General features: G+C 71.0%; 8 protein-coding genes. 4 read left to right on the plus strand and 4 right to left on the minus strand.

The genetic code is table 11. The features are described 5' to 3' along the window. Nucleotides 1–108: 108 nt before the first annotated feature. The 4 genes from AB0H53_RS00725 to AB0H53_RS00740 form a co-directional block, all read right to left on the minus strand. Nucleotides 109–879, minus strand: coding sequence for a succinate dehydrogenase/fumarate reductase iron-sulfur subunit (locus tag AB0H53_RS00725; protein WP_362104986.1), 771 nt, complete (start codon nucleotides 877–879; stop codon nucleotides 109–111). Continuing rightward, entirely contained in the window at nucleotides 876–2789 is a 1914-nt protein-coding gene (locus AB0H53_RS00730; protein ID WP_362104989.1) for a fumarate reductase/succinate dehydrogenase flavoprotein subunit, read from the minus strand. Before AB0H53_RS00730 ends, AB0H53_RS00725 begins: the two co-directional genes overlap by 4 nt. Before the next feature lie 15 nt (nucleotides 2790–2804). After that, complete coding sequence (locus AB0H53_RS00735) at nucleotides 2805–3638, minus strand: hypothetical protein (protein ID WP_362104992.1); 834 nt, start codon at nucleotides 3636–3638, stop codon at nucleotides 2805–2807. A 464-nt stretch (nucleotides 3639–4102) separates the two neighbouring features. After that, nucleotides 4103–4333 (minus strand): hypothetical protein, encoded by a 231-nt coding sequence (locus AB0H53_RS00740; protein WP_362104995.1) that lies wholly within the window; start codon nucleotides 4331–4333, stop codon nucleotides 4103–4105. Nucleotides 4334–4630: 297 nt separating this feature from the next. On the opposite strand from AB0H53_RS00740, the gene AB0H53_RS00745 reads away from it, so the two are divergent. The 4 genes from AB0H53_RS00745 (at nucleotide 4631) to AB0H53_RS00760 (ending at nucleotide 12829) form a co-directional block, all read left to right on the plus strand. Next, nucleotides 4631–7072 carry an ABC transporter family substrate-binding protein gene (locus AB0H53_RS00745; RefSeq protein WP_362104998.1) on the plus strand — a complete coding sequence of 814 codons (2442 nt, stop codon included), beginning with the start codon at nucleotides 4631–4633 and terminating at the stop codon, nucleotides 7070–7072. Nucleotides 7073–7433: 361 nt separating this feature from the next. Continuing rightward, nucleotides 7434–9335, plus strand: a complete 1902-nt coding sequence (gene typA, locus AB0H53_RS00750; RefSeq protein ID WP_362105001.1) for a translational GTPase TypA — start codon at nucleotides 7434–7436, stop codon at nucleotides 9333–9335. Between the two features lie 566 nt (nucleotides 9336–9901). Beyond that, nucleotides 9902–10933, plus strand: coding sequence for an ABC transporter permease (locus AB0H53_RS00755; protein ID WP_362105004.1), 1032 nt, complete (start codon nucleotides 9902–9904; stop codon nucleotides 10931–10933). Nucleotides 10934–11029: 96 nt separating this feature from the next. Then, nucleotides 11030–12829, plus strand: coding sequence for an ABC transporter substrate-binding protein (locus AB0H53_RS00760; protein WP_362105007.1), 1800 nt, complete (start codon nucleotides 11030–11032; stop codon nucleotides 12827–12829). Nucleotides 12830–12939 lie beyond the last annotated feature (110 nt).

Here is a 12939-nt window from a genome sequence, read left to right on the forward strand (position 1 = left end):
CCGCGCTTCCCGGGCGGGCGCTTCCGTCCCGCTGGACACCCCGCGCGGGTGGGCACCCCGCAGGTGACCGCGCCGCTCAAGCGGCCCGGTGGCCGGCTGCGGGCGGTGTCAGTCCCCGCGGCGGCCGATCTTGTTCCCCAGCCACACCAGCGGGGCGTACTTGCGGTCCACCGCGCGCTCCTTGAGCGGGATCAGCGCGTTGTCGGTGATCTTGATGCCCTCGGGGCACACCTCCGTGCAGCACTTGGTGATGTTGCAGTAACCCAGCCCGTGCTCGTCCTGGGCGGTGCGCTTGCGGTCCAGGCCCGCCTCGGCGGCGGCGTCCAGGGGGTGCATGTCGAGTTCGGCGATCCGCATCAGGAAGCGGGGGCCGGCGAACGCGGTCTTGTTCTCCTCGTGGTCCCGCACCACATGGCAGGTGTCCTGGCACAGGAAGCACTCGATGCACTTGCGGAACTCCTGCGGACGCTCCACGTCCATCTGCTGCATCCGGTACTCACCCGGCGCGAGGCCCGGCGGCGGGACGAACGCCGGCACCTCCCGTGCCTTCTCGTAGTTGAAGGAGACATCCGTGACCAGGTCGCGCACCACCGGGAAGGCCCGCAGCGGCGTCACCGTGATGACCTCGTCCTGCGAGAACACCGACATCCGCGTCATGCACATCAGCCGTGGCCGGCCGTTGATCTCCGCGCTGCACGAACCGCACTTGCCCGCCTTGCAGTTCCAGCGCACCGCAAGGTCCGGTGTCCGGGTGGCCTGGAGCCGGTGGATGATGTCCAGGACGACCTCGCCGTCGTTCACCTGGACGGTGAAGTCCCGCAGGTCTCCGCCCGCCGAGTCGCCCCGCCAGATCCGGAAGGTCGCGTCGTACGTGCTCACTCGTAGAGCTCCTCTTCGGCGAGGTACTTGACCAGCTCCTCCTTGTCGAACAGGGCGAGCAGGTCGGTGCGGATGGGATCGGTCGTCGAGCGTTCGAGGGTGATCTGCCCGTGCGCCGGGTCGGTGCGGGCCAGCCGGCACAGCAGGTTCACCCGACGCCACTCGCGTGCCATGCCGGGGAAGTCCTCCCGGGTGTGCCCGCCCCGGCTCTCGGTGCGCTCCAGCGCCGCCCGGGCGACGCACTCGCTGACCAGCAGCATGTTGCGCAGGTCCAGCGCCAGGTGCCAGCCGGGGTTGAACTGGCGGTGTCCCTCGACACCGGCCCGCGCCGCCCGCTGCCGCAGCTCGGCCAGCTTCCGCAGGGCCTGCCGCATCTCCTCCTCGCGCCGGATGATGCCGACCAGGTCGTTCATCGCCTGCTGGAGCTCCTGGTGCAGGGTGTACGGGTTCTCCGGGCGCTCGCCCGCCACCGCGTCGCCGGCCGCGCCGAACGGCCCCAGTGCCTCGGCCGCCGCCGCTTCGATCCCGGCCTCGTCCGCCAGGGGCCGGACGGACTGCCCGGCCGCGTACTGGGCGGCGTGCAGCCCGGCCCTGCGCCCGAAGACCAGCAGGTCGGACAGGGAGTTGCCGCCCAGCCGGTTGGAGCCGTGCATCCCGCCGGCCACCTCACCGGCCGCGAACAGGCCGGGCACGCCGACAGCCGCGGCGGAGTCCGCGTCGACGGCGACCCCACCCATCACGTAGTGACAGGTCGGGCCGACCTCCATCGCCTCCGCCGTGATGTCGACGTCCGCCAGCTCCTTGAACTGGTGGTACATCGACGGCAGCCGGCGCCGGATCCTCTCGGCCGGCATCCGGGTCGACACATCGAGGAACACCCCGCCGTGCGGCGAGCCGCGACCGGCCTTCACCTCGGCGTTGATCGCGCGGGCGACCTCGTCGCGGGGCAGCAGCTCGGGCGGGCGCCGGTTGTTGTCCGGGTCCTCGTACCAGCGGTCGCCCTCCTCCTCCGACTCCGCGTACTTGTCCTTGAACACGTCCGGGACGTAGTCGAACATGAACCGCTTGTCCTCGGAGTTCCGCAGCACCCCGCCGTCGCCGCGCACCGACTCGGTGACCAGGATCCCCTTCACCGACGGCGGCCAGACCATCCCGGTCGGGTGGAACTGCACGAACTCCATGTTCACCAGCGGTGCCCCGGCCAGCAGCGCCAGCGCGTGCCCGTCACCGGTGTACTCCCACGAGTTGGACGTCACCTTGAACGACTTGCCGATGCCGCCGGTCGCCAGGATGACCGACGGCGCCTCCAGCACGAAGAAGCGCCCGGTCTCGCGTTCGTAGCAGAACGTCCCGGCGACCCGGCCGTCGCCGTCCTTGAGCACCCGGGTGACCGTGCACTCCTGGAAGACCCTCAGCCGGGCCCCGTGGTCACCGAAGCACTCCTCGTCCTCCTGCTGGAGGGCCACGATCTTCTGCTGGAGCGTACGGATCAGCTCCAGGCCGGTGCGGTCCCCGACATGCGCGAGGCGCGGGTACTCGTGCCCGCCGAAGTTGCGCTGCGAGATCCGCCCATCCTTCGTCCGGTCGAACAGGGCGCCCCAGGTCTCCAGCTCCCAGACCCGGTCGGGGGCCTCGCGCGCGTGCAGCTCGGCCATCCGCCACTGGTTGAGGAACTTCCCGCCCCGCATGGTGTCGCGGAAGTGCACCTGCCAGTTGTCACCGGCGTTGGCGTTCCCCATGGCGGCGGCGATGCCGCCCTCGGCCATGACCGTGTGGGCCTTGCCGAACAGCGACTTGCACACCACGGCGGTGCGGGCGCCCCGCTCGCGCGCCTCGATGGCGGCCCGCAGCCCCGCGCCACCCGCGCCGACCACGACGACGTCCCACTGCTGCCGTTCCACTCGTGCCATCGGACACCTTCCTTGTCAGAACAGCCGCGGATCGTCGAAGGCCCCGATGGCCAGCAGATAGACGTAGAGGTCGGCGAGCGCGACGCTCAGCAGCGAGGCCCAGGCGAGCTGCATGTGCCGGGCGTTCAGCCGGCCCACCCAGGTCCAGAGCCGGTAGCGGACGGGGTGCTGGGAGAAGTGCTTGAGCCGGCCGCCGACGATGTGCCGGCAGGAGTGGCAGGAGAGGGTGTACGCCCAGATCAGCGCGATGTTGACGAGGAGGACCAGGGTGCCGAGCCCCATGTGTCCCCAGGCGTAGGACGCGTCGCGGAAGGCGAGCACGGTGTCGTAGGTGAGGATGCCCGCGACCGGCAGGGCGGCGTAGAAGAAGTACCGGTGGAGGTTCTGCAGGACCAGCGGGAAGCGGGTCTCCCCGGTGTACGCGCGGTGCGGCTCGGCGACCGCGCAGGCCGGTGGCGACGCCCAGAAGCCCCGGTAGTAGGCCTTGCGGTAGTAGTAGCAGGTCAGCCGGAAGCCCAGCGGGAAGACCAGGACCAGCAGCGCGGGGGACAGGCCCCACCAGCCGCCGAACACCTCCCAGTTGGGCCCGCCCTTCATCGGTACGCAGTTCTCGGCGAGGCACGGCGAGTAGAAGGGTGAGACGTAGGGCGCGGCGTAGTAGTCCGCGTTCGCGAAGGCCCGCCAGGTGGAGTAGACGACGAACGCCAGCAGCCCGGCGGCGGTGGCGGCGGGCGCCAGCCACCAGCGGTCGGTGCGCAGGTGGCGGGGTGCGATGGCGGCGCGTGTCGCGCTGTGCACCCCGGCGCGGCCGGGCCGGCCGGTGTCGGGTGGTCGGGTGCCTGTGGCCAAGGGGGTCTCCTAGCGGTTCCGGGGGGCGCGGTCCCGGCCGGGGCCGCGCCTTGGAGTGGATACGGGCGCCCAGCGGTCCACCGGCGCGGTGCGCGGGCCGGGGCCCTGCCCGTCCCGCCACCGCGGGCCGCCGCGCCCGGGGGCGGGACGAGCCCGCGCCCCGGGGCGGTGACGAGCGGCAGGAGCGACGGGCCGGCGGCCGGGCGGGGCTCCGGGCCGGTGCGGGGGCGGCACGGGCGGTCCGGAACGCCTCGCCGCCGCCGCCGGCGTCCGCAGCCGGCCGCGCCCCGCTCCCGCCGGCCCGCGCCGGCGCGCCCGCGCGGCCCGGTCCGGGACACCCGCGCGGCCCGGTCCGGGACGCCCGCGCCGGCGCACCCGCTCGGAAAGCCGGGCCGGCGGCGCCCCCGCCGGGCCTCCCGGCCGCGGGCCTCCCCGGCCGGGGACGAGGCACCGGTGGGCGGCGGTCAGGGCGCGCGACGGTCGCGGGCGCCCAGGCCCTCGTCGTCGGAGTCCGTCCACAGGGAGGTGTCGTACGGCGTGTCGGGGATGCTCACCAGGCCGTCGGACCGCCCGGCCGTCATCGCGGCGGGCTTCTCCCTCCGCTGCTGCGCCAGGCTCCGCTCCAGTTGTCCGACCGAGCGGACCAAGTCGTCCAGGCAACGCTTGACCGCTGTCAAATCGTCCTGAAGTGACATCGATTGCCCTCACTTCCGCGATAGCGGGTGGCAAACACGCGCCTGAGAGTGTCGCGCGTCACATCCCTCGCTGTGAAGGCGTATGCACGGATTCCACCCGTCCGGGCCCCCCGGCGGGGTCCGGGGCCGGGCGGGCGTCGCGGGCGGGCGCGGGGCGGGCCGTTGGGCCGCACGGGTGGGGTTGGCCGGGCGTACCGCCGTGTCGCCGACGCGGGGCCCTTCCGGTCGTTTTCAGTGGATGGGCAATAGGTGTGATGATCTCCAAATTCCTCAAAACAGGACGAAGAGGTACAAGACATGTCCCACGTCGGCGCCCCTCGCGGGAGGACATGCTCCCGGAGCCCCCGCTCGCGCACCCTCCGGTCCGTCGCACTCTTCACCACCGGTCTGATCGGCGTCTCCGTCCTCGCCGGCTGCGGCTCCCCCGACGAGGAGAACGACGCCAAGCCCGTGCCCCAGGACATCGCGTCCACCTCCCGTGTCCAGGTCGCCGACGGTGGCACGCTGCGCTGGGCCGTCGACGCGATGCCCGGCACCCTGAACGCCTTCCAGGCCGACGCCGACGCCACCACCGGCCGTATCACCGGAGCCGTGCTCCCGGCCCTGTTCACCCTCGACCAGCGGGGCCGCCCGCAGCGCAACCCGGACTACCTGGAGTCCGCGGAGATCATCGAGCGCGAGCCCAAGCAGGTGGTGCTCTACAAGCTCAACCAGCAGGCGGTGTGGAGCGACGGCCGCGAGCTGGGGGCGGCCGACTTCGCCGCCCAGTGGCAGGCCCTCAACGGCCGCAACACCGCCTACTGGACCGCCCGCAACGCCGGGTACGAGCGCGTCGAGAAGGTCGAGCGCGGGGCCAGCGACCTGGAGGTCCGGGTCACCTTCAACAAGCCGTACGCGGACTGGCGCGCCCTCTTCACGCCGCTGTACCCCAAGGACGTGATGGGTTCGCCCACCGCCTTCAACGACGGTGCCCGCGCGAAGCTGCCCACCACGGCGGGGCCGTTCCAGCTCAAGGGCATCGACCCCGCGAGCGGTACGGCGACGCTGGTGCGCGACCCGCACTGGTGGGGCCGGCCGGCCAAGCTGGACTCGATCGTCCTGCGCGCCGTTCCGCGTACCGGGCGGGCCGGCGCGCTCACCGCGAACACGGTCGACCTCGCCGAGATCGACCGCGCCACCGCCGAGCGGATCGCGCTCGCTGGGCGGGAGGGCGGCGGCGCCCACGGCAAGCCCCCGGCCCACGGCCCCGGCGCGGCGCTCGCCCCGTCGGACGCGCTCAGGTCGTGGGCGTTGGCGTACGGCTCCGACCCGAGTCTGGCCGCCGCGCACCAGGTGGCGCGCGCGAAGAACCGGCAGGCCGTCGCGGTCTACGCGGCCGAGCAGAAGGCGCTGCGCGGCTTCGTGGTCCGCAAGTCGCTGGAACCCGCCTACACCCAGCTCGCGCTGAACGGCGAGTCCGGCCCGCTCTCCGACGAGCGGGTACGGCGCGCGGTGGCCCGCGCGCTGGACCGCGAGGAGCTCGCGGAGGCGGTCCTGAAGCCGCTCGGGCTGCCCGCCGAACCGGTCGGCAGCCACCTCGCGCTGGCCGGACAGTGGGCCTACGCCGACAGCAGCGGCGCGCTGGGCGGCCAGGACACCGAGGAGGCGCGGGCCCTGCTGGCCGACGCGGGCTGGACCCCGGGCGGAGCGGCCCGCAGACCCGCCGCCGCCAAGGACGGGACGAAGGCGGGCAGCGAACCCTCCACGGGCCCTTCCGCCGTCCCCTCCGCCGCCGTCCCCTCCGTGCCCGCCCGCCCCGGCCCGGCCGGTACCGGTCCCGCCGCCCCGGGCGCCCCCGCGGCGGGCGCCGACCAGGACCGCCCGTCCGACGAGGGCCTCTACATCGTCGGTGACGACAAGCCCGGCCTGGGCCGCGGCCCGGAGCGGGGCACGAACGTGCTGGCCCCCGCCCGGAGCGCGGCCGTCCAGGGCCTCGCCGTCCTCCACCAGGCCGCCGCCCTCCAGCGGGCCGGCGAGGACGGCGGCCGGGACGGCGACAAGGGCCGCGAGGCCGACCGGGGACAGGACGCCGACCGGCCCGAGGCCAAGGGCGGGGTACCCGGTGCCTACGCCCCGCGCGGCACCGCCGCCCCGGCCCAGGCGCCCGCGCCCCCGTCCGCGCCCGCCCGGCACACCGGCGTGGCCGGCCCGCTGGGCAAGGACGGCCAGGCTCTCACCCTGCGCTTCGTGCTCCCGTCCGGTCCCGGCTCCGAGCAGCTGCGCACCGTCGGCGAGAAGATCTCCCGGATGCTCGGCCGCGTCGGCATCCGCACCGAGATCACCAAGGTCGCCGACGACAGCTACTTCAAGGACCACGTGGCCGCCGGCGACTACGACCTCGCCCTGTACTCCTGGCCCGCCACCGCCTACCCCGCCACCGACTGGCGGCCGATCTTCGCCAAGCCGGTACCGGCCACCGACGGGTCGCTGCTGGTCGAGCAGAACTACACCCGGGTCGGTACCGACCACATCGACCAGCTCTTCGACCAGGCGGCCGGCGAACTCGACGAGAAGGCCGCGCGTGACCTGGTGCAGCAGGCCGACGCCCGGATCTGGGCCGCCGCCGGGTCCATTCCGCTGTACCAGCGGCCGCAACTGGTGGCGGCCGGGCACAACGTCGTCAACGCCGGCGCCTTCGGCTTCGCGACCCCGCGCTACGAGAACATCGGTTTCCGGGGCGCCGGCAAGACCGAGGACTGAGGACGGCCGGCCTGCCCGCCCCCGGGGCGCCTCCGGCGGTCCGCGACAGTCCGGCGGGTCCTCCGCCCACCCCGGCGGCCCGCGCGAACAATCCGGGAACCCGCGCGGAACAGCCCGGGAATCCGCGCGGAACCAACCTCTGAATCGGCTCAAGTCGCTTGCCCACCGGAGCGCCGGTGGGCAAGCTCACGTGCGGACCTCGACCCGGGCCCACCACCCGATCCCCGCTGTCCGAGAACGGGCCGGGAAGCCCCGCGCGCGCCAGGCCCGTACCATGGGACACAGCCGTGGCGCGTCCGCCCGGCGGGCGTAGACGAAAACGAGACGCCGCACCCACGATCGAGAGAAGCGCACGCCACTCATGCCCACGCGCCACGACATCCGTAACGTCGCCATCGTCGCCCACGTCGACCACGGCAAGACCACCCTGGTCGACGCCATGCTGAAGCAGGCCGGAGCCTTCGCCGCCCACCAGCACCTCGACGACCGGATGATGGACTCGAACGACCTGGAGCGTGAGAAGGGCATCACGATCCTGGCCAAGAACACCGCCGTCAAGTACCACCCCAAGGACGGCGGCGAGGTGATCACGATCAACATCATCGACACCCCCGGCCACGCCGACTTCGGTGGTGAGGTCGAGCGCGGCCTGTCGATGGTGGACGCGGTCGTCCTCCTGGTCGACGCCTCCGAGGGTCCGCTCCCGCAGACCCGCTTCGTGCTCCGCAAGGCCCTGCAGGCCCGGATGCCGGTCATCCTCTGCATCAACAAGACCGACCGCCCGGACTCCCGGATCGACGAGGTCGTCAACGAGACGTACGACCTCTTCCTGGACCTGGACGCGGACGAGGACCAGATCGAGTTCCCGATCGTCTACGCCTGCGCCCGTGACGGCGTGGCCTCGCTGACCAAGCCCGAGGACGGCACCGTCCCGGCCGACAGCGACAGCCTGGAGCCGTTCTTCACCACCCTGCTGGAGACCGTCCCGGCCCCGGAGTACGACGAGTCCGCGCCGCTCCAGGCCCACGTGACCAACCTGGACGCCGACAACTTCCTCGGCCGTATCGCGCTGCTGCGCGTCGAGCAGGGCGAGCTGCGCAAGGGCCAGACCGTCGCGTGGATCAAGCGGGACGGCACCATCGCCAATGTGCGCATCAGCGAGCTGATGATGACCGAGGCGCTCACCCGCAAGCCGGCCGAGAAGGCCGGTCCGGGTGACATCTGCGCGGTCGCCGGTATCCCGGACATCATGATCGGCGAGACCTTGGCCGACCCGGAGAACCCGATCGCGCTGCCGCTGATCACGGTGGACGAGCCGGCGATCTCCATGGTCATCGGTACCAACACCTCGCCGCTGGTCGGCCGGGGCGGCACCGGCAAGGGCGCGGAGAACAAGGCCGCGGTCAAGGACCGCAAGGTCACCGCCCGCCAGGTCAAGGACCGCCTGGACCGTGAGCTGATCGGTAACGTCTCGCTGCGCGTCCTGGACACCGAGCGTCCCGACGCCTGGGAGGTGCAGGGCCGCGGCGAGCTGGCGCTGGCCATCCTGGTGGAGCAGATGCGCCGCGAGGGCTTCGAGCTGACCATCGGCAAGCCGCAGGTGGTCACCAAGGAGATCGACGGCAAGGTCCACGAGCCGGTCGAGCGCATCACCATCGACGTGCCCGAGGAGCACATGGGCGCGGTCACGCAGCTCATGGGCACCCGCAAGGGCCGGATGGACAACATGTCCAACCACGGCTCGGGCTGGGTCCGCATGGAGTTCGTGGTGCCGTCCCGCGGCCTGATCGGCTTCCGCACGGAGTTCCTGACCAACACCCGCGGTACCGGTATCGCCCACTCCATCCACGAGGGCCACGAGCCCTGGTTCGGCCCGCTCCAGACCCGCAACAACGGCTCCCTGGTCGCCGACCGCTCCGGCACGGTCACCGCTTTCGCGATGACCAACCTCCAGGAGCGCGGCGTGCTCTTCGTCGACCCGGGCACCGAGGTGTACGAGGGCATGATCGTCGGTGAGAACTCGCGCTCCGACGACATGGACGTGAACATCACCAAGGAGAAGAAGCTGACGAACATGCGGTCGTCCTCGGCCGACTCGTTCGAGGCGATCGTCCCGCCGCGCAAGCTCTCCCTGGAGCAGTCGCTGGAGTTCTGCCGCGACGACGAGTGCGTCGAGGTGACCCCGGAGGCCGTCCGCATCCGCAAGGTGAACCTGGACGCGCGTGAGCGCGCCCGCGCCGCCTCGCGCGCCAAGCACGGCTGACCCGGCCCGGCGCCCGCCCGGCGTCCGGCGCGGGCCCGGCCCGCGCCTCCGCAACGGCCCGGCCGGCCCCCCGTTCCGCACGGGGGCCGGCCGGGCCGTTCGCGTGCGCGGACGGGGCCCGGAGGCCAAGGTGGCCGGTTACAGTCGCCGGTCGGATGTCAAGTGCTTTGCGCCCTGATTCGTTCGGCTATCGGACGTCGCACACCGGATCCCGCAGCAACAGTCCGTTTCGCGGGCGTCTGTCTGTGCTCGTTTTGTCCGGATTTCGGGCTTCGGGCTCTTGGTGATGTTGCCAAAACGAGACCCTTTAAGTGTGGTTTACGGCCCGGTCGTACTTAATAGTTGGCTCCATTGAGCTCGGGTCAATGGGTCACGCGCTGTGGGGAGTGCGCCGACTCGCGAGCACAGTGGGGTACTTGGGCTTCTCGTCGTCAGGGGTGTCGGCGGGCTGTCGCGTATCCCTCTTGCAGTAACAAGTGAACTCATGAGGAGGACCCCATGCGTGGTGCCATAAGCGCCAAACGGGTCGTGTGTGCGGTAGTGATCCCCGTGGGGGCGGCGCGACCGTGACTAGTCCAGCGAAGACCGAGGGGCCGGAAGCGTCCGCCGTCCTGGAAGTGGTGGCCGCGCCGCAGGGTGAGGCCCCCGTGGCCAAGGACCCGGCCGGCCTCTCTCCCGGGCAACTGATGTGGCGTCGATTCAAGCGTGATCGCACCGGAGTCGTCTCCGCGGTGATCATCGTCTTCTTCTTCGCCGTCGCTCTCCTGGCCCCGTTGATTGCGAAGGTGTACGGCAAAGACCCGTACACCCTCTACGGGCAGGAGAATGTCGGGCTCCTCGATGAGTTCAGCATCCCGACCGGCACCTTCGGCGGTGTCTCCGGCGAGTACTGGTTCGGTCTCGAACCGGAGCTCGGCCGCGACGTGTTCACGCAGCTGCTCTACGGCATGCGGACGTCCATCTACACCGCCCTGGCGGCGACGATCGTCATGGTCGCCGTGGGTGTGCTGATCGGCCTGGTCGGCGGCTACTACGGCGGGAAGGTGGACTTCTGGCTCGGCCGGTTCACCGACTTCCTGCTGGGGTTCCCCAGCCAGCTGTTCTTCATCGCCTCGATGCCCGTGGTCGTGGCGGCGTTCGTCAGCCCCGAGGAGGAGACGCCCACGGCGCTGCGAGCAGCGGCGATCATCGTGGTCCTGTCCTTCCTGGGGTGGATGGGCCTGTCCCGGCTGATCCGGGCGGCGACGCTCTCCCTGCGTGAGCGGGAGTTCGTCGAGGCCGCGAAGATCGCGGGTGCCTCTCCCTGGCGCATCATCCGCAAGGAGCTGCTGCCCAACCTCGTCACACCGATTCTCGTGCAGGCCACGCTGATGCTGCCCTCCACGATTCTCTCGGTCGCCTTCCTCTCCTTCGTGGGTGTCGGCTTCGTCGAACCCACGCCGGACTGGGGCCGGATGTTCGCCACGGGTGCGGGCATCTACGAGCAGGACCCGGCCTACATGTTCTTCCCGGGTGTCGCCATGGTCGTCTTCGTCGTGGCCTTCAACCTGCTCGGCGACTCGGTGCGCGACGCGTTCGACCCGAAGTCCGGTCGCTGACGTCACAACCAGCGGAACTGCTGTCACCTCGCCGCCTGGAAGCGGCGTGCCGGACAGCACAGTTGGATCACTACTGACAGATAGGTACTCATCACCATGAGCATCTTTGGCACGCGCACGGCACGTGCTGCCGTTGTCGCCCTGGCGGCCGGCTCGTTGGCACTGACGGGTTGCAGCAGCAATGGCAACAAGGGCACCGAGCACAAGGGGCAGAGCCAGGAGGACGCGGCCAAGCAGGCCGAGGCGGTCTCCTTCGGTGACGCCAAGGCCTCGGCCGGCCCGGCCGCCGAGGTCCCGGGCGCCAAGCCGGGTGGCACGATCGCCGTCTACCAGACGGACGACTTCTCCCACCTCGACCCCGCCCAGAGCTACGTCAGCGACGCCCGTCTCCTGGGCCGCCTCATCCACCGGGGCCTGACGCAGTACCAGGAGGACGAGAAGGGCAAGCTCACCGTCGTCGGTGACATCGCCACCGACTCCGGCAAGACCACTGACGGCGGCAAGACCTGGACCTACACGCTGAAGAGCGGGATCAAGGACCAGAACGGCAACGAGATCACCTCGGCCGACGTCCGCCACACCGTCGAGCGCCTGTACGCGCCGTTCGTCACCGACGGCCCGATCTACCTCCAGAACTGGCTCTCGGGCGAGGGCACCACGTACCGCAAGGCGCTGCCCGACGGTCCGTACAAGGGCAAGCACCTGCCGGACACCGTGCTGGAGACGCCGGACGCGAAGACGGTCGTCTTCAAGTTCAAGGAGCCGCAGGCCGACCTCCCGCAGGCGCTGGCCATGGTCGGCTACGCCATCGTGCCGCAGAAGGCGGACACCAAGGAGAAGTACGACACCGCTCCGACCGCCCTCGGCCCGTACAAGATCGCGGCCTTCAAGCCGGGCAAGTCGATGAAGCTCGTCAAGAACACGCACTGGGACCCCAAGACGGACTCGGTCCGCCACCAGTACGTCGACGGCTTCAACATCGCCTTCAACCAGGACGACGAGGCCCAGACCAAGGCGATCCTGGCCAACCGCGGAGAGGCCCAGAACGGCATCCAGCTGACCGGTACGGTGGCCACCACCCAGGTCCGCAACGTCATCTCCAACAACGAGGCCAAGAAGCGCACCATCCAGGGCTACCAGCCCTACGTCTGGATGCTGAACTTCAACCTCGACCGGGTCAAGGACAAGCGCATCCGCGACGCCATCGCCCTCGCGATGCCGAACGCGAACGTCTTCCAGCCGGACGGCGGCGCGTACGGCGGCGAGATCGCCACCGGTCTGATGGGCCCGACCGTCCCCGGCTTCGAGAAGGGCTACGACCCCTTCGGCAAGCTGAAGAAGCCGCTGGGTGACGTCGAGAAGGCCAAGAAGCTCATCAAGGAGGCGGGCGCCGAGGGCAAGAAGCTCGTCTACGCCTACGCCAACACGCCGAAGCGCCAGAAGCAGGCCGTCGTCATCGAGAACGCCCTCACCAAGATCGGTCTCGACGTCCAGAAGAAGGAGATCGACGGCGCCACCTGGTACGAGCAGGTCGGCAAGGTCAACAACGGTCTCGACCTCTACATGACCGGCTGGGGCCAGGACTGGCCGTCCGCCTCCACCGTCATCCCGCCGCTCTTCGACGGCAAGCAGCTCCAGGACGGCTCGTCGGTGTACTCGCACATCAACGACCCGAAGGTCAACGCCGAGATCGCTCGCATCAAGAAGATCACGGACCCGGCCGAGGCCCAGAAGGCGTGGACCGCTCTGCACCACGACATCGTGGAGCGGATCAACCCGGCGGCGCCGCTGTACTTCACCAAGTCGCTGCAGATCCAGGGCTCCAACGTGGGCGGCGCGCGCTACTCGACCGAGATGAGCGCCATCGACGTCACGCGCCTGTACCTGAAGAAGTAACGACAGCTCAGGCAGGCCGGCTTCCGGGGGCGCGCGCACGGCGGAGTGCGCGCCCCCGGAACGCCGGTCCTCAAGCCCGACCCCTCACAGCCGCCGTCCTGAGAGCAGCG

The sequence above is a fragment of the Streptomyces sp. NPDC050856 genome, assembly GCF_040653855.1.
Lineage (GTDB): Bacteria > Actinomycetota > Actinomycetes > Streptomycetales > Streptomycetaceae > Streptomyces.